A 20,684-nucleotide genomic window follows, 5' to 3' on the forward strand; every position below is an offset into this window, starting at 1 on the left:
TGGGATCGGTAAAATTACCAAATCTTCCGCCGCCTACTTGCAGGATTCAGGAGCGCGAATGTATATTTGCGGTCCCTTAAAGGAAAGGGCGGTTAGCTCAGTTGGTTCAGAGCACCTCGTTTACACCGAGGGGGTCGGGGGTTCGAGCCCCTCACTGCCCACTTTTACTTGCGCTGCCGCCGGCAGCGTTTAAAAAGCCCCATCGGTACCGATCGGGCTTTTTTTGTTTGGAGAATGGTCGCAGGGGGCACAGCCGCCCTGCGACGGAAGGACGACGCCCTCCGGGGTCGGTAAGTCTGACTACTGACGTAGAAACTTGTAAATGATATGCGACGGAAGGACGACGCCCTCCGGGGTCGGTCTATTCTTTAACCCAGAGGTCTACGGCTTCGAACGCCTCCCCATCGAATAAGCCGAGGTCGCTAAGTTTCAGTTTGGGGATGACTAGCAGGGCGAGGAAGGATAGGGTCATGAAGGGAGCCTGCAGGCCGCAGCGAAGCTTGCGACGTACGAAGCCACTGATCTCGCCGTAGCGGGCGGCTACACGCGGACCGGTATCCAGGCTCATGATGCCGGCGACGGGCAGGGGGAGCACTTCCAGGTACTCATCCCGACCGGCGGCAATGCCCCCCCGTTCGGTAATGATGGCATTGACCATACGGCAGATGGCATCGTCGTCGACTCCCACGACAACGATATTATGACTGTCGTGGGCCACGCTACTGGCAATGGCCCCCCGTTGGAGTTTCATGCCGGTGACGAAGCCGACGGCCGGCGGGGCATCCGCGTAGCGATTGACGACGGCGATCTTCAGCAGATCGCGCTCCGGAGCGGAGACGGGCCGTCCGTCGCCGTCCAGCACCGGTGTCAGTTCGCGGGCACCGGTCGTGATTTCCCCATCGGTGACTTCGATGACGCGAATTTTGCCCCCCGCCGGCCCCGCCGCCGCCCGGAAGTCCTCCGGTTTTTTGAGGCCGCAGTTGAAGTTGTTGATTGGCTCCGGGCGGTAATCGGACAAGAAATGTGCGCCGGCCTCTGCGACCTTCTTACCGCCGATCCAGGTCGCCATGATGCCGAAGTGGCGGAGATCGTCGACCTGAATGAAGTCGGCGCGGTCCCCTACCCGCAACTGCCCGACGTCAAGACCGTAGTGGTCTACGGCATTCCGGCAGGCAATCCGGAGCACGTCGAATACATCGTGGCCTCCGCGCACCGCCCGAATGACGAGTCGGTTAATGTGGCCCGCCAGCAGGTCGTCGGGATGACTGTCGTCGGTACAAAACATCAGCCGATCGGGAAACTCGTCGATCAGTTCCTCCAGGGCGGCATAGTTTCGGGCGGCACTTCCTTCGCGGATGAGGATCTTCATACCGGCGGCGAGTTTATCGCGGGCCTCGGCGGCGGTGGTACACTCGTGGTCGGTGGAAATGCCGGCGGCGGCGTAGGCGGTCGCCGCTGCTCCGCGTAATCCGGGGGCGTGACCGTCGACGGGTTTGCCCGCCGCCCGGGCGGCGGCGATCTTGGCCAGTACCTCGGAGTCGCCGTGCAGTACGCCCGGGTAGTTCATCACCTCGCTTAAGTAGCGGATGTCGGGGCGCGCCAGTAAGTCCGTTACGCGGTGACTGTCCAGTACGGCACCCGCGGTTTCGGCCGCCGTCGCCGGCACGCAGGAGGGGGCACCGAAGTTGATGGACAGGGGCGTATGGCGGGCGTTGTCGATCATGTACTCGACGCCCTCCATACCCATTACGTTAGCGATTTCGTGGGGGTCACTGACGGTAGCCACGGTACCGTGCACGACGGCCAGTTTGGCGAACTCGACGGGCAGCAGCATGCTGGATTCCACGTGTACGTGAGCGTCGACGAAGCCCGGCATGATAAACCAGCCCCGGCGATCGCGTTCGGGGTCACGTTCGATGCGCTCGATGCGGCCGGCATCGTTGATTGTCACGACCGCGCCGTAAATTTCCCGGGCGTCGATGTCGACGTAGCGCCCTTTAATCTCCTGCATGCTGGTTCTGCTTTGTGAGCGGAACGGATTGTCGGGGCCGGGGTTGCAAACCCGTCGGGTAAAGTCGGGTTAGTCAGAAAGGAATGGACAGACTGCGGGAAATCATTTTACTGGATTATAACGGATTTAGCGTCAGTGGCTACCAGCTGCTGCTCATCGCCGTTGCCGCCTTCGTGCTGCTGGGCGCCCAGGCCGTGGTGTTGCGGCGCACCCTCCCCTGGTATTACGGTCGGGAGAACGTATCGGAGAAGAATCGGAATCGGGTACGGGCCGTCATCCGCTTTTCGCTGCTTAGTTTGCTGGTCATTGCCGTACTGCGGATCCTGGACATCGACATCACCTTTATCGACGAGGCGATTCAACAGGCCTCCACGGAGGACGGTCCGCCGGTGTACCTGACCGTCCGCATCAGTACCATCGTCAAGGCCCTGCTGGCCTTTATCGTGGCCAACGTCCTGGATATTCTGATCGAAGAGTTGCTGGTGCAGCGATACCACCGGATGCACCTGTCCAACTCAGCTACGGCACAATCCCTGACCGAGGAGCAGGCGGCGGCCGATCGCTTTCGGGCGGTGCGGCCGTTCATGTACACCCTGGCGGTGTTGGTGGTGTTGCGCGATACCGGCCTGGGTAGTTACGTACTTTACTGGTTCAACGATCCGGGTGATGAGGGCGTCAGTACCATCACGGTGGGGAACATCGTTTTCGCCATCGGCATCTTCCTGTTTCTGCGCCTGCTCCTCATGACGATCACCAATTTGATCCTGGGGGCCTACTACCGGCGCTCGAAGGTGGACGTGGGTAGTCAGTACGCCATCAATCGCCTGATCACCTATTTCGTCTACGTAGTGGGCGTGCTCCTGGTCCTGCAGGCGGCGGGCTTTAATCTGCTGGTGCTCTGGACCGGTGCGGCCGCCCTCCTCGTCGGCATCGGCATCGGGCTGCAACAGACCTTCAACGACCTGATTTGCGGCATCATCATCCTCTTCGAGCGGGGCGTGATGGTGGGCGACGTAGTCGAGATCGCCGATCATCAGGTCGGTACGGTGCGTAAGATCGGTGCCCGGACGGCCACGATCGAAACCCGGGACGACATCATTATTTTCGTGCCTAATTCCAAGCTCATCGGCGAGAACGTCGTCAACTGGAGCCACGTCGAGCGTAAGGCCCGCTTCCACGTGGGCGTGGGGGTAGCCTACGGGTCGGATACGGAACTGGTCAAGGAGATTCTGCAACAGGTTACCGCCGACCATCCGCGCATCCTCACGTCGCCCAAGCCCATCGTTCGTTTCCTCGATTTTGGCAGTTCGAGTCTCGATTTCGAGGTACTATTCTGGTCGCGGGACCTGTTACGCATCGAAGACGTTAAGAGCGACGTACGCTTCGCCATCGACAAAGCCTTCCGGGAGCGGGGCGTGGAAATTCCCTTCCCCCAGCGCGATCTCTGGATTCGGGGCGGCGCGGGGCTGGACCGCGCCATTCGGGCATCACCTGAATCGGGCGGGGACGCAGGAGCGTAGACGTCCAAGTCGTGCGGTGCTCAATTACGAAAGGAAAACTTATGCAACTCAACCACAAAATTTTCGGCGAAGGCCCCCCCCTCGTCATTCTTCACGGGCTTTTCGGTAACCTCGACAACTGGCAGACCCTCGCGCGTAAGTGGGCCGAGCACTACACCGTGATCCTCGTCGACCTCCGCAACCACGGTCGCTCGCCCCACGCCGAGGAAATGACCTACCCACTGATGGCGGAGGACGTAGCCGCGTTTCTAGAGACCCAGGGCATCGATACCTGCCACGTGCTCGGTCACAGTATGGGCGGTAAGGTAGCCATGCAGGCGGCGCTGTCGTATCCTACCCTGGTGACGAAGCTGATCGTGGTGGATATGGCGCCCCGCCGCTACGGTCGGGGGCACGATGACGTTTTCGCGGCCCTGCACGCACTGGATCCGGCCAGCCTGAGCGATCGCCGGGAAGCTGACGAACGCATGGCACCCCACATGGAAGACGCCGGAGTACGGATGTTCCTGCTCAAGAACCTCACCCGCGACGACGATACCGGTTTTCGCTGGCGCATGAACCTCGAGGTACTGCACCGCGACTACGAGAACCTGATCGATTCCGTCGGAACGCTCGGGCAACAATATAACGGCCCCGCTCTCATCGTGCGCGGCGGCGAGAGCGGTTACGTGCACGACGACGATTGGCCGGCCATCGAGCAACGCTTTCCCGCCGCGAAGCTCGTTACGGTAGCGGAAGCCGGTCACTGGGTGCACGCCGAACGACCGGGAGAGTTGGAACGACTGGTGCGCGATTTTCTGGGGTGAGGGTGTTGCCGTGCAGCTGGACGGATGAAGTCATCGCTACACGTGAAGATTGATAATTGGAGTGGTCATTGCCGTATAGCATGACGACTAAAGTCATCGCTACACGTGCAGCTTGACGACTAAAGTCGTCGCTACACGTGAGGATTTATAATTGGAGCGGTCGTTGCTGTACAGCTTGACGACTGAAGTCATCGCTACACGTACAGCTTGACGACTGAAGTCATCGCTACACGTACAGCCTGACGACTGAAGTCGTCGCTACATGAGAGGTTAGATAACCTGAGTGGTCATTGCCGTACAGCTTGACGACTAAAGTCGTCGCTACACGTGGAGTCGTCGCTACACGTAAATCTTGTAACTTGGCCCCCGATGCGCCACCGAATTAGCCTTGCTCTTCTCGTTGTTCTTTGCTCCTGCGTCCCCGCCCTAATGGGAAGCCTGCAAGCGCAGTCCAGCCACCGTGCCCTCCGGCGGGGAGACCAGGCCTACCGGGAAAAAAACTACGCGGAAGCCGAGCGGGAGTACAGCGCGGCCATCGGAGAGGAGAACAGCGCGAAGGGCAACTACAATCTCGGTAATGCCCTCTTCGAAAACGGGGAATACGCCGAAGCGGCCAAGCGCTACGAGGAGGCCGCCGGACTGGCCGAGGATCCGGAAATTCGTTCCCGGGCCTACCGGAACCTGGGCGACAGCTATTACCGCCAGGAAAATTACCAACAGGCGGTGGAGTCCTACAAGAACAGCCTGCGGCTCAATCCCGACGATCAGGAAACGAAGTATAATCTCACGAAGGCCATCCGGGAAGTGCAGCAACAACAACAGCAGCAGCAACAAGACCAGGACCAGGAGGGGCAGGAGCAAGAACAAGACGGACAGCAGCAACAACAGCAGCAACAGAGCGGGGAGGGCAGTGAGGGCGGCGACCAGCAAGCCAGCGATCAGCCCCCCCAGGACGGTGAGCCCCGCGAGCAGACCGGCGAAGAAACCCGTAACGAAAGCGGCGGCCAGCCCGACGCAAACCCCGACGGAAGCCCGCAAATGAGTCGGGAGGAAGCCGAACGCCAGCTCGGGATCGCGGCGGAGGAGGAAAAGCGCACCCTCAGTCGCCTGCGGCAGGGCAACCGCGAAGGCTGTACCGGAGATAAAGACTGGTGATGAAGAATGGGCTCCTGATCATACCGTTGCTGCTGTGGGCAGTCGCGTTGGCCGCTCAGCACCAGGACATCACCTTCACGGCCGAGCTGAGTAAGGATCGTATGCTGCTCAACAGTACCGTAGCCTACAACCTCACGCTGCGTAATGCGCAGGGGGAGCAACTGACGCCGCCCGACTTCAGCGATTTTGAAGTGCTGCAGGGCCCCAACCGCTCCATCGGTACGACCATTTTGAACGGCGTGGCCTCGAGTCAGATGACCTTCTCCTGGATGCTTCAACCCAAACGGACCGGTACCCTCACCGTAGGACCCGCCACCGTACGGGCCGCCGGACGTACCTACCGGGCAAACGCGGAGCGAGTCGAGGTGCTGGACGCCGACGCCGGTAACCCGGGAGCCGCACCGGAAAATTTTCTCCGGGCCGAGGTGTCGACCGACCGCGCGTACGTAGGCCAGCAGATCATCCTGAACCTCAACCTGTACGCATCGGTCAATCCCATATCCCGTAATATGGTTCGGGAACCGGATCTCGACGGTTTCTTCGCCCGCCCGCGCCGCCGCTTCGACGCGGCACCCACCAACGTGATCGAGAACGGGCGGGAGTACCAGCGCCGCACCCTGGCCAGTCTGGCGCTGTTTCCCATCAAGAGCGGCACTCTTACCATCGACCCCTACCGCATGGTGATCGGGGCGGTGCGCACCCGCGGCAACAGCAGCTTTTCCCGCCGCTTCACGGAACAGATCCCCGTCAACTCCGATACCGTCTACGTCGAGGTACGAGAACTGCCGCAACCCCGCCCGGCGGACTTCAGCGGCGGGGTGGGTACTTACCAACTGGACGTGCAGGTGGACCGGAACCAGCTAACCACCGACGATGCCCTACAAATCGTGATGCAGGTGACCGGACAGGGTGACGTGCAGCGCATCGAGGCACCGACACCGGTGGACGCCCGGGACTGGAACATTTACGATCCCCGCGTTACGCGCGAAGAGTTTCTGGACGGCCCGTCAGGAATGTTCGGCCGTAAGACCTTCGAGTACCAGCTGGTACCCAAACGGAGCGGTACGTACGACGTCGCTCCGAGCCTGACCTACTTTGACACCGACCGCGGGGAGTACGTTACGCTTACCCCCGAGAATTTTGCCGTCACGGTAGCCGGGGGAAGCGGGCAGAAGAGCTACACCATCGATACGGCCGCAACGGTGGTGGAAGCGCCGCTGACCCTGCGCCCCGCCCCGCCCCTCCGTCCCGGCCGCCGCTTCGACGCCGACCCGGCGGCCCGGCCCTGGTTCTGGGGAATGATGGTGTTACCGTTGCTGATCGGGGGAGGCATCATCGGATGGAGCCGGTACCGCGCTCACCGCGACGCCCGTGACCCGGCAATCGTCTTGCGGGAGCGTGCCGGCCGGGTGGCAGCGGCCCGTCTGCGGGAAGCGAAGGTGCACTTGGATAAGGTCGAACCCCGACCCTTTTACGATGCCATTGAGGGGGCTTTGCTGACGTATCTGCGGGATCGGTTTTCGTTGCGGGTAGCCGATCTCGGCCGGACGAACATTCGTCAGATACTCGGGGCGGCGGGGGCGGAAGCCGGTTTGATCGAGCGGTACGACCTGCTACTGGGGCGGTGCGAGATGGCGCTGTACGCCGGACAGGATTCGGCCGCCGACCTCGGGGATACCTACGCGACGGCCGCGGAACTGATCACGGAGACGGAGCGACAGTTAAAATGATTCTATCCCTCTTTCGCACTAACCAATCCTACGCGAGCCTGCTGTTGTTCGGCTACGCGCTCGTGCTGCAACTGCCGGTGTTCCTGCTGGGGCAAGCGGAAAGTGAAGGCGAACGGGATACTTACTACGGCGGACTGGTACGGGAGGCCGTCGGGACGAGTGGCTGGGTATCCGTGCTGATCCCGGCTCTGCTGATCGCGGTGGCGGGGATCGTGGCGAACAACTACGCGGATCGCTTCCGGGTATCCCGGAAAGTGACGCAGTTTCCGGGGGTGTTCGTCGTATTGCTGTGGGCCCTGTCGCCGGCCTTTCACGCCTTCGATCCCCTGCAGTTCAACCACCTATTCCTGTTACTGGCTATAGGTGCGCTGGGGAGTACGTATAAGGGCAAGGCCACGGAGGTGGCCCGCTTCAATGCGGGGTTCTGGCTTGGCCTGGCGTCCCTGTTGCACCCCAGCTACCTGATCTTTATTCCGGCCTTCGTGGTGGGCATCGGTATCTTCGGAACGGCAAAATTGCGTACCGTCTTTCAGCTCATTGTGGGGGTGTTAATCGCCTACTTCCTCGCAGGCACCTGTGCCTACCTGCTGGATGATCTGCAGTCCTTCTATGCGACCCAACTTGCCGGACTGCGGTTCGGGGAGTTCGAGCCCGCCGGGCGGTACGCACTGGTCGGGGCGGGGCTGCTGGCATTGCCCCTGCTGATCGTCGTGCTCGGCGGCAACCGGGCCCGGCTCATGCTGAACATCGAGGGTAGTAAAAACGTGTCATTTCTGTACTGGGTGCTTTTGTTTGCCCTGCCGGTGGCCACCTGCGCGGTGGTGCTCCGCGTGGCGGATGCTCAGGTTGTAGTCCCGCCGCTGGGCCTGCTGCTGGGTCTCTGGTTTACCCGGCAGCCGCGGGCACGCGCCGAATTTTATCACCTCCTGTTATTTGCCGCGGCGCTCGTACTGACGACCGTGGCGCTCATCGATTAAACCGAATCCATGGCTGGATTTTTGCAAGAATTTAAGAAGTTCGCCGTCAAGGGCAACATGATCGACCTGGCCGTCGGGGTCGTTATCGGAGCGGCCTTCAATAAGATCGTCGACGTACTCGTCAAGCAGATCATTACACCGCCCCTGGGCTACCTCACCACGGGAATCGAACTCGCCGACCTGGCCTGGGTGCTTAAGGAGCCGGTGCAGAACGAGGCCGGGGAAGTGACCGACCCGGGCGTGGTGATCGGCTACGGACTCTTTTTGGAAGCCGCGATCGACTTTCTGATCATTGCCTTTACCCTGTTCGTCATCATTCGCTTCATCAACTCCCTACGCGACAAAGCCGAGGATGCCGGCGATAAAACCGTCCCGACCCCGAAGGATATTCAGTTGCTGACCGATATCAGGGAAGAAATGAAGAAGTTGAACGGATCGGCGAACCCAACGTCAACGCCGCCCCCAGCCTGATGCCCGCCAGCGCACTATTGCCGGTGGTGACGAGCGTCAGAAATTTATCTGAGGAGGCGAACAGCCGGAAGCGCCCGGGGCTGGCGTAGAGGTGAAGGCCCACGTCGGTCCGAATATCCGGGCGGTGGTTCACGTTTACCCCGAGTCGCAGCCAGTCGAGTACCGCGTAGCGGCCCATCACCGCGAAGGCCGGAACGGTCTGCCCCAAACGTTGTTCCAGTACGACGAGCGCTCCGGCGGACATGCGGTCGGTAATTTCGTATTCGCCCCCGAGGTAAACGGTAGTACCGATCTCGGAGCGGTAGGCCGCCGATACTTGCTCCGGCTCGAAGGAAAGCGTGAGGCTGTCGACGGCGGCTTCCAGGGAAATGGAATCCCGCAGCAGATCGTCGAGCAGATCGAGTCCGCTGAAGGTGCGGGTTCCGGAAAACCGGAGCGTCGTGATGTCCTCGGTCCAGTCGATCGCCGCTCCGATATCGGTAATCGATGCGTTCAGACGAAGCCGATCCAGGTTTACCGCAACGCCCAGGTCAACGGCCAGCCCGTTGTCGGGGGTGAACAGGTCGCCGGGGTGAAGGCGACTGGGGTTGTACTCCAGACCGGGATTGCTGAGGCTTTCGTAGGTGAGGGCCCGCACGGTATTCAGGGTAAGGTTTTGCTCCACGGTCAGGCCGAAGTTGGCCGCGTCCGTCGTCAGGCGCAGGCTGCTTCCCTCGGCAATCTGGATGCTCGATACTCCGGCCAGGTACTTGATCCGCCCGGCCAGCGCGATCTTATCGGAGACGGCATAACTTAATCCGAGTCCGATCTCCTGAAAACTGATCACTTCCCCCCGGGGGGCAATGTCGCTCGTGCGGCCGATGAAGGGGGCGTTGCCGAGCGCCAGCAGGTCAACGAGTGATTTGGGATACTCCGCGTCGCCCTGCACCCGCAGCCGGTGGTAGGCACTGAATCCGAATCGCCCCCGCCGTACGGCGGCCCCGAGCGTTTCGATGGAGTAGACATTCTGGACGCCGTTGCTTTCGCCGGCGAGTAGCGACCAGGTATCGAGTTGTAGAACTCGCTGGCCATTGATCTGGGCGAAGATGTCGTCGTAGTCTACGTTCTCCAGCCGCAGGTCATTAGCCACGCCGGGAAGGCCCAGAGTCGTGGTCGTGGGGAGGAAGTGCACCATCGCCGGATTATGGTACGTCGACTGCCAGCTTCCCGACAGCAGGGGAGCGGTCAGGTTCTGCGCCGATAGGGTGCCCGCCGTCAGGAAAACCGAAGCGATCAGGAGGGGTAAAAAGCGAGTGAAGAGTATTCCCATGCTAGGGGTTATTAACGGTCAGCCGGACACCGACGCGTATCCGCAGATCCTGGTCGTTCGTGATCCGGACATTTGTCGTGGCGGGGGAGGGGGTGGCGAAGGCGGTCTGCAGAATGAGTTGGTTCGCTTCCCGGAGCCGCTCCAGGCGGTCGCCGGTGAAGGTGATATCGGTGGTCGTTTGTCGGCTTTCCGTAGGATTACCGGCCGTATCGACCGGACTGGCGCTGACGACGAGCAGGGCACCGTCGGTCAGGTCCACCAGGGCATTCCCCCGGGCGTCGACGAACGTACCGATAACGGAAAGATCGAGGGGCAGGTTGTTGTCGGTGGTAATGCGGAAGGTCGCCGCGCTTACGTCGCCGTACTTGTCCCCGAGATCCAGCGGGAAGCTGTCGCGTACCGTAAAGTCGCTTGCCGATCCGTAGGTAGGCAATTCGACCTCCAGGGTGGCGGTATAGGTACTGGTGTCGGCCAGAAAGCCGGTGATCCCGGCGTCGGCGTCGGGATTGAGCAGGGCCCCGATCCGGTAGTGCAGGGCCACGGGATTCGCGGAAATCAGATCCAGTACGTTGCTGTTACGCTCGTCGATGAGGTAGGTGGTGTAGGCGTTTTCGCCCTCCGTCGTGGGATAGTCGAACGGAAAGCCGTTGGTAACGACTTCCCCGGTCACGTCGATCCGCTCCCCCGTCACGGTGGTTACGTAAAGCTCCTCGATGGCCGCGCGGGAGGGCACTCCGAAGCCGTTTCTGACCTCCACCCGGATGAGGGGGTTGACGAAACTAACCGATCCGCTGACGTAATTCTTGAAGAAATCGATCTCCAGTACGTCGCTCACGCCCGGGTAGGTGGAACGGCCGAAGTACCCCTCGATGTAGGAAAATTCGAGATTGGACAGTGCCGTCACGGTCCCCGGGGCTGGTTCCAGCGGCGTGCCGTCGAGATCGTTGATGGCGTAGTTGATGAGCAGCGAGTCGGAGGAGAAGTCGAGGGCGTAGCCCGCGAAGTCGAGGGGGTTGGCGGCGTTGCTCAGGAGCGGTGGGGTGCCGTTCCCGGTGTGGGCGGGGAGTTCGCCGGTGACCCGGAAAGCTTCTCCGCCACGAGTAGCGTTCGGGATTTCCAGGGTGATGCGGACGGGACGGTCGTAGGTATTGGGCAGGTAATAGGTGAATTGTCCGCGACGGACCCGCAATTCGTCGAGAGAGATGTCCGCGGGGAGGGGAAAGGGCAGGGCTTCCCGGCGGCGCGTGATCGGCAGGGGTATACCGCGGCCGAGGGCAGCAAGTTGGTTAAATAACGGTCCGCTCGTCACCGGGGGGACCGTATCGATGTAGTGAAACCGCAACAGGCCGTCGGGATCGATGGTCAGGGTGACGCGCTCGTCGACGATACCGGTCAGTTCGGGCAGGGCGGTGCGGCTGTCGACCAGGGGAATAGCGTACTCGGCGCGGTGGCGCACCGCATCCGGTTCCAGGATGATTTCCAGGCCATGGTCGCAGCCGGTCGCGAACGCGCAGCAGATCAGAAGTAGCAATAGGCGCATACACGGGGATTGATTTGGGAACGGATGAAGACGGGGCGGATAATAAGTTGACCGGATTTGGCATTCCATATAGGCGACGTTACCTTCGATCAAATCGCCCGGCCAAAAACGAGTTTCATGACCACTGGACGTTTCAGTGCATTACACATTAGCCACCTGGCCGATCAGGCGGAGCGGTTCATGCTGACGTCCTATGAACGTCTGCCCCGCTCCCTGGTATTGCACAACGACAGTTGGGCACTGTCGCTGGCCGCACATTCCCTGGAAATCGCCCTGCGGCGACCGGGCGTTTCCCCCGACCTTCCCCACCTGGCCCGGACGGTCGCGTTTCTGGAGGCCTGTCGCTACTGGGGTCCCGGCAGTGAACTCCGTCGGTGGAACGAAGTGGCCCAGGAGTTTCGCGACTGGACGGGCCCCGACTACCTGAACCTACAGCTCACTCTCGCTACCGTGCTCCCGGAAGGAAGCTCCAGTCTCCGGGCCGAGGTCGCCGACGTGCTCTATGATGCCCAGCTTGCCCAGCGACTGCTCAGCGGATCGGAGGGGGCCGAACTGACCTGGCTCGAAAATCGCTACGCCCTGGACACCGGCCTCGGCCCACGGCGCAGTATGAACCGGACCGATGCCCTTTCCCACTACCTGAACGAACTGCGGCAGGCCCGCTTCCGCGACGGTGAACTGCGGCGGCGGTACCAGCATACCCACAGTGCCGTACTGCTGGACCTGCAAAAACTGGTCGACCGCCTCGAAAAGAAAGAACCCCGGCAGCCCCTGCAGGAAGTGGAGGGGGAAGAAACGCGACATAGCCTCAACGGCGTGGAGAGCGGCCCCACCCGACAGGCAACCCAGACCTACTTCCGGACCGTGTTCCGCAACCTCATTCAGCTCAAGCAAATGGCCGATCAGAAGGCCGCCATCATGGTCAGCGTGAACGCCCTGCTGATCGGTGCCCTGATCACCTTCGTGACTTACCGGAACTGGGCCCAGTCACGCCCCGAGATTTTGCTGCCGGTGGTGATCTTTATTGCCTGTGCTCTGGCCAGCCTCGTGTATGCTCTCCTGTCTTCCCGGCCCAACCGTCGGGTGGGCGAAGAAGACAACCTGGCCTTCTACGGCACGGTGAGTAAACTGGACCGGGAAGAGTTCATTCGCCGTATGGAGGGAACCTTACTGGAGCCCGATGCGCTGTACGGCAATCTGCTGAGCGACCTGCACGGATTGGGTACGACGATCGACCGCAAGTACGGCCTGCTGCGGGTCTCCTATACGATCTTTCTGATCGGGCTGGCCGTAAGCACTTTGCTGGTCGTCGCGATCGTGTTCTTCCTGAAGTAGGGCGGCAGCTAGTTTTTGCCTTTCTGCTCCTCTTCGTTGGGTTCCGGAGCTTCCCCCTCGGCTTCCAGCTGGGCGGCCTTTTCCTCTTCCTTGCGTTTGCTCACTTTATTGAGCAGAATGGCGGCCTTGATGAGGAAGTCGTCGTGGCACATCGTGTACTCATTGAAGACCATGAGCAGGCGGGCGGCGTCAAAGGCGGCGGTGCCGGGAATGATCTGGCGGGCGGCGATGGGGTGCAGCCAGTACTCCAGGTTGTTGGAGCGGAGGTAGGACCGATCGGTATTGAAGTTGATGACCTTGGCCAGCTTATTGAGGCTGAAGAGGTAGTCGGTTTCCCGGTTCAGGTCTTTCTGGATGTCGATGATGTTCGTGTAGTCGAAGCGGACGCCGCTGCGCTCGCAGAGGAAGATGTCGCGGCGGCCGTCGAAGACGATCATGTCCTGGAACCGGTACTTATGCAGGTTCTTGTTCAGGAAGTTCCGGATGGCATTCTTGGTGGAGCGCAGGTTGCGGAAGGCAAACTGCAGGTCGTTTTCGCTGAGGCGGAAATCATCGTGGTAGGGGTAACGGCGATTGGTGCGCATGTTGAGCACCTCCCGTACGCGGCGCACGGTGTGTCCGAGTTCATCCGTCTCGGCGTATACGTCTACGATATCGACATTGGCCTGGTTGATCCAGCTTTCGAGGAAAATCTTGTTGGACCCGCGCTCGAAAACCAGCAGGGCGATCTCACTGATCGCGTAAAAGTTAGGATATCCGCCGTATATGTTCCCGTACTTAAGTTCTAAAAAGGCGATGTTCTCGTTCACGGCTCAGGGTTAATGCAGTAAAAAATGGGGTTTCGGTATGCAGAACAGAATTCAAAAGCAAGCCAGTATCAAAGATAACGATTTTTACCTGGAGTTGCCCGCTCCTTGGCTCTTCGAGTGGGCGTTGCTCCCGCGTCCGCGCCGCCCGCAATTGCTTCCTTAGGTTTGCTTTGCCACCAGGCGATCCGTGAGAAAGCGGCCGTCCTCGTAGATGAGCTTGTCGTCGGCGTACACCTTTCCTCCGGCCCGCATGTTGGCGATCATGTCCCAGTGCACCGCGCTTTCGTTCTTACCGCCGGCCTGGGCGTAGCTCTGGCCGATGGCCATGTGGACCGTACCCCCGATCTTTTCGTCGAAGAGAATTTGCTTGGTGAAGCGGTCGATGTCGTAATTGGTGCCGATGGCCGCTTCCCCGAACCGCCGCGTCCCGGGGATCGCGAAGGTTTCGTCGAGGATGGTCTGGCCGCTGTCCGCCGTCCAGCGTTGTATCTCCCCGTCCTTCACCTCCAGCGTAACGCCGCGGACCTCCTCGCCGTTGCGGATGGCGGGGTAGTCGAAGTAGATGGTGCCGTTGACGCTGTCTTCCTCGGGGCTGGTATAGACTTCTCCACTGGGCATATTGGTCTGTCCGTCGCTGTTGATCCAGCTGCGGCCCCGGGTGGTAAAGCTGATGTCGCTGCGATCGTTGACGTACCGGAAGCTCGTGCAGCTGTTCAGGTGATCGACTACGGCCTGCTGGCGTTCGCGGACACCGAGCCAGGCGGCGCGTGGGTCGTCCTGGTCCAGCTTGCAGGCGCGAAAGACGAAATCGGCGTATTCCTGTTCCGCCATGCCGGCTTCCGCGGCGAGGGCAGGGGTGGGGAAGATGCACATGCTTCGTTTGAGGCGGCGGTCAGCGGTGCGGGCGAAGTAGGTCTGGTGCAACCGCCGGGATGCTTCCCGGCGAGCGGCCTGGAGCTCGGGTGCCGGAGCGGGCTGCCGTAGATCGAAGGGAGCCATGACGTTGATGTAGGCCTCGAATTCGTTGATCGCCTTGCTGTACAGCGTGGGTAAGTAGGCGAACTGATCGGGACTGCCGTAGTCCCTCAGGGCTTCCTCCTGCCCGCGGGTCGCCAGCGAGAACTCGCAGTGGCCGCCGGCCTTCAGGGCTTCGCGGTAAATGGCGGTGACGAGGGGTTCAGCCAGGGTGGTCGAGCTTACGAACAAGCGCTCTCCGGCCTGTAGGCTGACGCAGTAGTTGACGAGGAGGTGGGCGTATTTGCCGTAGTCGTCGGGAGAATTCATGGGTGGTAGATTGACGTGGCGTAAAGGTCGGTTGCCCCCGCCTTTATTTAGCAATGTCCTGCGGATCGGTGGGGCGGTTTGCCGCGATTCCGGGGTTCGGACTGGAAAAATTATGTCGGCACCCGTACGGAAATCAGGGCCGCGGAAAGGTCCGCCGGCTCGGCGCGGAGGCGGCAGTGGTCAGGGTAATACACGAAACATTTCATTACGTGTTCGGACAAAATAGATAAATATGTAATTATGTGAGTCGGTACTTCACAAATTGCCGGATAAGCCACGCATATAATATATAAATCTCCACCGGGGGGAATAATTGACAATATTATGCTCAAATCCTCGACGGATAGGTATGCTCGGCTATGAAAATGATTACACACCATATGTGAAAAATATATACTCTTGGCCCTGAAATGCTTACTTTTTGAACAATTAAAAAAATTGTCCATTAGGGCAATTTTTTTTCCAAGATTTTGGAAAACAGTCCAACAATGCTGTAGATTTGCGGTATACGTATATGTTGCTTTTTTATTGTGTATTAGCATTAGCCGTATGGCCGCCTAAGTTGCGACGATACGCCGTAGCGATTTTTCAATAGTACGCCACGCTATTCAACAATGCATTCCGTTATGTACGAATGCATGTTGGTAAGTGTCCGGTTTGTTTGATTGTCACCAATACAGTTAGTATACCAATCCCAGCGTACACCTGAACCCCGAAGATTAACTATTTGTACGCAAACTCTACCATTTACACTATCCACGTTTCCTGGAGCTTATAGCTTCGACTCATCCCTACGGAAGACACTAGGCTTATTATGCCTTATTGATTTGAATTCCCAGGATTGATCGGACCTGCCATGTCTACAGGGACCAAAATTTACACTATGAACAGAAAGTTTACCTTAATTATCGTGCTATTCCTATGCCTATGCGGCACGTACCGCGCGTACGGGCAGGCGGGGACCGCGCTTAAATTTAACGGGGGAAGCGAGCACGTCGACCTCCCCGATATGCCATTCGCCCAGAATTCTCCCTATACCGTAGAGGGTTGGGCGCGGATCAACAATGGCAGCCTCGCCGGAGGGCAGGTCATTGCCGATTTTTACCCGACCGCTTCTTCCTCACTGGGGACCAACGGTAACTTCATTTATCTTGATATCCTTGAGAGCGGTAAGTTGCGGTACCTTCACCGGCCCAGTGGCAGCAATAATGGAGGGGATCAACTAACTTCAACGACCAGCCTCGCTAATAACACCTGGTTTCACTACGCGGCTACTTACGATAGTAAGGGGACAATGTCCCTGTACATCAACGGCGTACTAGAAGCTCAGAAGCTGGGTACGACGCCTACTTACGTTCCCGAAATGGTGGACGGTCGCCTCGGCAACCTCCATTCGGACGGTTCGCGTAAACTGAAGGGAACCCTGGACGAACTCCGCCTCTGGTCCCGCGCGCTCGACGCCACCGACATTGAGGCCCACTACCAGAAATCGTTCTCTGACCCCACGACCCCGGCCGCTCCGACGACCTGTCTGGCCGCCTACTACAAATTCAACGCGGGCTCCGGTACCTCGGCCGCCGATGCCTCCGGTAATGGGTACACGGGGTCGGTGATCGGAACCAACAATTCCAACTGGGTCACCTCCGGCGCCGGAGTGACCGCCCAGGCCGCGCCCGCCTGTAGTACGCTGGGTACCTCCACGAACTACGCCCTGGACTTCGACGGGACGAACGATTACGTCGCGATTCCCACCCTGGCGAGTTTCGAAAACTCCACCTTTACGGTAGAAAGTTGGTTCGCTACCGCGGCGACCACTAGTGGCGTGTTATTCGAAGCCTTTGAGAACAGCTCTTCCGCATATCTATCTATTGAGACTCAGGCATCCGGAATTCTCCGGGTGGTCTACCGACCCAATGGGGGCAATGCCGGTGGTATCCAACTCTTGTCCACGTCAGCCGTAAATACCGGTACTTGGAAGCACGTTGCGGTTGTACTGAACATCAACAACACGCTTTCCCTCTACATCGACGGGGTCGAGCAGGCTACCTCGGGTACCATGTCCCGCATTACCGACGCCACGGTGAACGCCTCTATCGGGCGCCGGAGCAACGGGGCTGTACACTTCAACGGCAAGATCGACGAGCTCCGCATCTGGTCCCGGGGACTGGCCGCCGAAGACATCCTGGCGCACTACGACGACTCGTTTACGGACGCGGAGAACATCGCGAACTGCCTGGAGGTATACTACGACTTCGAGGACTCCTTCGGTACATCCGTAACGGATCGTACGACCAACGGCAATACCGGTACGCTGACCAACATGGACAACGCCGACTGGATCGTCTCCGGTGCCGGCGCCACCGCGGCCACCGCACCGAATTGCGCCGACCTGGGCGGCGACGTGAACTACGCCCTGAATTTTGACGGCGTCAACGAACAGGTTCTCCTACCCGTGCTGAACACCTTCGACAATTCGACCTTCACCGTGGAGAGCTGGTTCCGCACTGAACCCGGTATCGCTTCGGGGGTACTCTTCGACGCGTTCGAACTGTCCGGACCGGACGGAACGACTTTAACGGGTAACTACATTACGATCCAGATCACCACTGCCGGAAAACTGCAACTGACCTACCGCTCACCCGCCAGCAGTGCCGGGGGGCAGGGGCTAATCTCGACGACGAGCGTAAATACGGGGAGCTGGTTCCACTATGCGGTGGTACTTAATCCCGATCACACCCTTTCGCTGTACATCAACGGAGTGGAGGAAGACACCTCTACGGGAACCGTTTCCCTGATCGACGACAATTCCGTCTACGCTAAACTCGGCGCACTCAGTAACAATACGCGCTACCTCGCCGGACAAATGGACGAAGTCCGCCTCTGGTCCCGCGCACTGGCCGCCGAGGATGTGATCGATCTCTACGACGATTCCTTCACCAACGCGCCCAGCGCCGGCGAGTGTCTGGACGTGTACTACCAGTTCGAGGAATCGCTCGGCAGCACCGCGACCGACGCTTCCGGCAACAACAACGACGGATCGCTCCTCAATATGGAGGACAACGACTACGTCCTATCCGGTGCTAGCGTGACGGCGGTGAACGCGCCCGACTGTGCCACCCTGAGCGGTGATATCGACTATGCCCTGAATTTCGACGGCGTCAACGACTACGTGGAACTGCCGACGCTCACCTTCCTGGCCAATACCGGCTTTTCCGTGCAGGGATGGTTCCGTACCGACCCCAACGTGAACGGGGTACTCTTCGAGCTTTTCCCCGTCGGCGGAACGGATGGGAAAAACTATATGAGCGTACAGACGCTTACCGACGGCAGGCTGGTCGCGAATTACCGGTCGCCCGCAAACAACGCCGGAGGTCCCGCTCTCTTTAGCTCGTCCTCGCCCGTGGTCTCGCTGGCGGATGGTAACTGGCACCACTACACCGTGGTCCTGAGGGAAGACCTGAAAATGTTCTCCCTGTACGTGGACGGTGTTCTCGCAAGCGAATCGGCAGCTAATTACCAACCCCTTCCGGGAGATGTCAGCGCTACCATCGGTCGCCTCAGCAGTGGCGGCACCGGCAGCCGCTACTTCTCGGGAGAGATCGACGAAACGCGGGTGTGGTACAGCGCGCTTAAGCCCGCCGGCGTCGCCGAGACGTACAATAAAACGTACACCAACTCCGGCGAAACCGCCGCTTGCCTGGGCGCTTACTACCGCTTCGAGGAGTCCATCGGTACGGCCGCCGTCGACGCGACGGGCAACGGCAACGACGGTACCCTCAACAACATGAGCAACAACGACTACGTACTGTCGGGAGCTCCGGTCACGTCGCAACCCTCCGTAGCGTGCTCGGCGGTAGCGCCGGTCGAACTGACCTACTTCACCGCACGGGTTGAGGCCGGTTCGGTCAACCTCAGCTGGGAAACCGCCTCCGAGCAGGGTAACCGGGGCTTCGAAGTACTCCATTCGGCCGACGGCAGCGCCTGGACGACCATCGGGTTCGTAGAGGGTGCCGGCACGTCGGATCAGACCCAACGCTACGGCTACGTACACGATCAGCCGGTGGGCGGCGACAATTTCTACCGCCTGAAACAACTGGACTTCGACGGTGCCTTTGCCTACTCCGGTATTGCCCTAGCTACGCTCACCGACCAGGCCGGAGCGCTGCAAGTAGCACCTAACCCCGTACGCAACGGTCAACTGGCGGTATCCATTCCCGCCGCACACGTCGCTGACGCCGAACTGCGCTTGTTCTCCGCCCGGGGCGAACTGGTGCTGACTCGCAAGCTGAGCCAGCCCACGACCACCGTGGAAACCGGCAGCCTGCCCAGGGGAGTTTACGTCGCCGTCGCCATTATGAACGGCGATCGCTACACCCGCAAGGTGGTGATTCAGTAAGGCTCACCTCCCGATACTACGGCAAACGGGCCGTGACGACCATCCGATCGTCACGGCCCGTTGTCTTTCCGGCACCCCCTAAAGAACTAACGTACTAAAAAACTAACCGACTACCCCTAACTTCCTACCACTGCTTCGCGATATACGGGTACGTCTGCTGGTACTCCTGCTTGACGAGTTCGGTGAGGCGCTGACGGAGCAGGTCGACGTTCTCCTTCGTCTGGGCGCTGATCAGGAGGGCTTCCTGCCCGAACTCCGCCTGGAGGCCCCGCGTGAGATCGGCTTCCACTTCCTCGCGGCCGTCCTGGTCGAGGTACATATCGTAATTCCGCTCCCGAAAGAGGTCGATCTTATTGAAGACGAGCAGGGTCGGTTTATCCTGACAGTTCATCTCTTTCAGGAGTTGCTGAACGGTGCGGATCTGATCGTCGTGCTGGGGATGGGCCACGTCAACCACGTGCAGGAGAATATCGCTCTCCTTAACCTCGTCGAGGGTGGAGCGGAAGGATTCAATAAGGTGGTGTGGCAATTTGCGGATAAAACCGACGGTATCCGTGAGCAGGAAGGGCACTCCCTCGTAGGCTACTTTCCGGACGGTGGTGTCCAGGGTAGCGAAGAGCTTATCCTCGGCGAAGACGTCGCTCTTGGTCAGCAGGTTCATCAGGGTCGACTTGCCCACGTTGGTGTAACCCACCAGCGCCACGCGCACCATGGCATCGCGGCCCTTGCGGCGGGTTTCGGCCTGCTTGTCGATCTTTTCGAGATCCTTTTTGAGTTTGCTGATCTTATCGCGCACGATCCGGCGGTCGGTTTCGATCTCCGTCTCCCCGGGACCCCGCATACCGATACCACCGCGCTGCCGCTCAAGGTGAGTCCACAGTCCGCGCAGTCGGGGCAGGAGGTACTGCATCTGGGCCAGTTCTACCTGGGTCTTGGCCTGGGCGGTCTGGGCCCGGCGGGCGAAAATGTCGAGGATCAGCGTGGAGCGATCGATGATTTTCACCTTCATTTCCTCCTCGAGGATGTTGACCTGCTTGCCGCTGAGGTCGTCGTCAAAGATGACCATGGATACGTCTTCGTGCTGGTCCACGTAGCCGGCGATTTCCTTGGCCTTACCACTGCCCACGAAGGTGCGGTTATCGGGATGGTCGAGTTTCTGCACGAAGCGTTTGACGGTCTTTGCTCCTGCGGTTTCCGCCAAAAATTCCAGTTCGTCCAGGTACTCCGTGACCTGCTCCTCGGTCTGGCCGCGCTGCACGACCCCCACCAGGACGGCGTGTTCCGTCTCCTGCAATAATCCGTTGGCCTTCTCGCCTACATTCCATTCGTTCGCCATAGGTA

General features: G+C 59.9%; 14 protein-coding genes and 1 tRNA gene. 9 read left to right on the plus strand and 6 right to left on the minus strand.

What is annotated here, in order from left to right; translation table 11 throughout:
- The first annotated feature begins 86 nt into the window (after nt 1–86).
- Nucleotides 87–161, plus strand: a tRNA-Val gene (locus tag NMA52_RS00290).
- Between the two features lie 200 nt (nt 162–361).
- Here NMA52_RS00290 and ade read toward each other — a convergent pair.
- Entirely contained in the window at nt 362–2,011 is a 1,650-nt protein-coding gene (gene ade / locus NMA52_RS00295; RefSeq protein WP_254825627.1) for an adenine deaminase, read from the minus strand.
- Nucleotides 2,012–2,094: 83 nt separating this feature from the next.
- Here ade and NMA52_RS00300 point away from each other — a divergent pair, with 83 nt between their 5' ends.
- The 6 genes from NMA52_RS00300 (at nt 2,095) to mscL (ending at nt 8,670) form a co-directional block, all read left to right on the plus strand.
- A complete protein-coding gene (locus NMA52_RS00300; RefSeq protein ID WP_254825628.1) occupies nt 2,095–3,531 on the plus strand; it encodes a mechanosensitive ion channel family protein in 1,437 nt (478 codons plus the stop codon).
- Nucleotides 3,532–3,572: 41 nt separating this feature from the next.
- The gene (locus NMA52_RS00305) at nt 3,573–4,337 is read left to right on the plus strand and encodes an alpha/beta fold hydrolase (RefSeq protein ID WP_254825629.1); all 765 of its coding nucleotides are present in this window, start codon (nt 3,573–3,575) and stop codon (nt 4,335–4,337) included.
- Nucleotides 4,338–4,706: 369 nt separating this feature from the next.
- Nucleotides 4,707–5,492, plus strand: a complete 786-nt coding sequence (locus NMA52_RS00310) for a tetratricopeptide repeat protein (protein WP_254825630.1) — start codon at nt 4,707–4,709, stop codon at nt 5,490–5,492.
- Nucleotides 5,492–7,222: a BatD family protein gene (locus NMA52_RS00315; RefSeq protein WP_254825631.1), complete on the plus strand. Its 1,731-nt coding sequence runs from the start codon at nt 5,492–5,494 to the stop codon at nt 7,220–7,222. Before NMA52_RS00310 ends, NMA52_RS00315 begins: the two co-directional genes overlap by 1 nt.
- Entirely contained in the window at nt 7,219–8,199 is a 981-nt protein-coding gene (locus NMA52_RS00320; protein WP_254825632.1) for a hypothetical protein, read from the plus strand. The genes NMA52_RS00315 and NMA52_RS00320 overlap by 4 nt, the downstream gene beginning before the upstream one ends.
- Before the next feature lie 9 nt (nt 8,200–8,208).
- Complete coding sequence (mscL, locus tag NMA52_RS00325; RefSeq protein WP_254825633.1) at nt 8,209–8,670, plus strand: large-conductance mechanosensitive channel protein MscL; 462 nt, start codon at nt 8,209–8,211, stop codon at nt 8,668–8,670.
- Here the strand turns inward: mscL and NMA52_RS00330 are convergent.
- Together NMA52_RS00330 and NMA52_RS00335 are read right to left on the minus strand one after the other, a co-directional pair.
- Complete coding sequence (locus tag NMA52_RS00330; RefSeq protein ID WP_254825634.1) at nt 8,606–9,979, minus strand: DUF5723 family protein; 1,374 nt, start codon at nt 9,977–9,979, stop codon at nt 8,606–8,608. The two genes, mscL and NMA52_RS00330, sit on opposite strands and share 65 nt — an antisense overlap.
- 1 nt (nt 9,980) lies before the next feature.
- Nucleotides 9,981–11,519, minus strand: coding sequence for a hypothetical protein (locus NMA52_RS00335; RefSeq protein WP_254825635.1), 1,539 nt, complete (start codon nt 11,517–11,519; stop codon nt 9,981–9,983).
- 117 nt (nt 11,520–11,636) lie between these two features.
- Between NMA52_RS00335 and NMA52_RS00340 the strand changes: the two genes are divergently transcribed.
- A complete protein-coding gene (locus tag NMA52_RS00340) occupies nt 11,637–12,854 on the plus strand; it encodes a Pycsar system effector family protein (protein ID WP_254825636.1) in 1,218 nt (405 codons plus the stop codon).
- A gap of 8 nt (nt 12,855–12,862) precedes the next feature.
- Here NMA52_RS00340 and NMA52_RS00345 read toward each other — a convergent pair whose 3' ends face one another.
- Both NMA52_RS00345 and NMA52_RS00350 read right to left on the minus strand, forming a co-directional pair.
- Nucleotides 12,863–13,663: a hypothetical protein gene (locus NMA52_RS00345; RefSeq protein WP_254825637.1), complete on the minus strand. Its 801-nt coding sequence runs from the start codon at nt 13,661–13,663 to the stop codon at nt 12,863–12,865.
- A gap of 159 nt (nt 13,664–13,822) precedes the next feature.
- The gene (locus NMA52_RS00350) at nt 13,823–14,947 is read right to left on the minus strand and encodes an aminopeptidase (protein WP_254825638.1); all 1,125 of its coding nucleotides are present in this window, start codon (nt 14,945–14,947) and stop codon (nt 13,823–13,825) included.
- 883 nt (nt 14,948–15,830) lie between these two features.
- On the opposite strand from NMA52_RS00350, the gene NMA52_RS00355 reads away from it, so the two are divergent.
- Complete coding sequence (locus NMA52_RS00355) at nt 15,831–19,343, plus strand: LamG-like jellyroll fold domain-containing protein (RefSeq protein ID WP_254825639.1); 3,513 nt, start codon at nt 15,831–15,833, stop codon at nt 19,341–19,343.
- A gap of 124 nt (nt 19,344–19,467) precedes the next feature.
- Here NMA52_RS00355 and hflX read toward each other — a convergent pair whose 3' ends face one another.
- Nucleotides 19,468–20,679 carry a GTPase HflX gene (gene hflX / locus NMA52_RS00360; protein WP_254825640.1) on the minus strand — a complete coding sequence of 404 codons (1,212 nt, stop codon included), beginning with the start codon at nt 20,677–20,679 and terminating at the stop codon, nt 19,468–19,470.
- Between the last annotated feature and the right edge of the window lie 5 nt (nt 20,680–20,684).

It is taken from the genome of Lewinella sp. JB7 (assembly GCF_024297185.1).
Classification (GTDB): Bacteria; Bacteroidota; Bacteroidia; order Chitinophagales; family Saprospiraceae; genus Neolewinella.

What these genes read in the sequence shown, in the direction of transcription:
- ade (WP_254825627.1), bottom strand. Translation starts at nt 2,011, where the DNA reads ATGCAGGAGATTAAAGGGCGCTACGTCGACATCGACGCCCGGGAAATT.
- NMA52_RS00300 (WP_254825628.1), top strand. Translation starts at nt 2,095, where the DNA reads ATGGACAGACTGCGGGAAATCATTTTACTGGATTATAACGGATTTAGC.
- NMA52_RS00305 (WP_254825629.1), top strand. Translation starts at nt 3,573, where the DNA reads ATGCAACTCAACCACAAAATTTTCGGCGAAGGCCCCCCCCTCGTCATT.
- NMA52_RS00310 (WP_254825630.1), top strand. Translation starts at nt 4,707, where the DNA reads ATGCGCCACCGAATTAGCCTTGCTCTTCTCGTTGTTCTTTGCTCCTGC.
- NMA52_RS00315 (WP_254825631.1), top strand. Translation starts at nt 5,492, where the DNA reads ATGAAGAATGGGCTCCTGATCATACCGTTGCTGCTGTGGGCAGTCGCG.
- NMA52_RS00320 (WP_254825632.1), top strand. Translation starts at nt 7,219, where the DNA reads ATGATTCTATCCCTCTTTCGCACTAACCAATCCTACGCGAGCCTGCTG.
- mscL (WP_254825633.1), top strand. Translation starts at nt 8,209, where the DNA reads ATGGCTGGATTTTTGCAAGAATTTAAGAAGTTCGCCGTCAAGGGCAAC.
- NMA52_RS00330 (WP_254825634.1), bottom strand. Translation starts at nt 9,979, where the DNA reads ATGGGAATACTCTTCACTCGCTTTTTACCCCTCCTGATCGCTTCGGTT.
- NMA52_RS00335 (WP_254825635.1), bottom strand. Translation starts at nt 11,519, where the DNA reads ATGCGCCTATTGCTACTTCTGATCTGCTGCGCGTTCGCGACCGGCTGC.
- NMA52_RS00340 (WP_254825636.1), top strand. Translation starts at nt 11,637, where the DNA reads ATGACCACTGGACGTTTCAGTGCATTACACATTAGCCACCTGGCCGAT.
- NMA52_RS00350 (WP_254825638.1), bottom strand. Translation starts at nt 14,947, where the DNA reads ATGAATTCTCCCGACGACTACGGCAAATACGCCCACCTCCTCGTCAAC.
- NMA52_RS00355 (WP_254825639.1), top strand. Translation starts at nt 15,831, where the DNA reads ATGAACAGAAAGTTTACCTTAATTATCGTGCTATTCCTATGCCTATGC.
- hflX (WP_254825640.1), bottom strand. Translation starts at nt 20,679, where the DNA reads ATGGCGAACGAATGGAATGTAGGCGAGAAGGCCAACGGATTATTGCAG.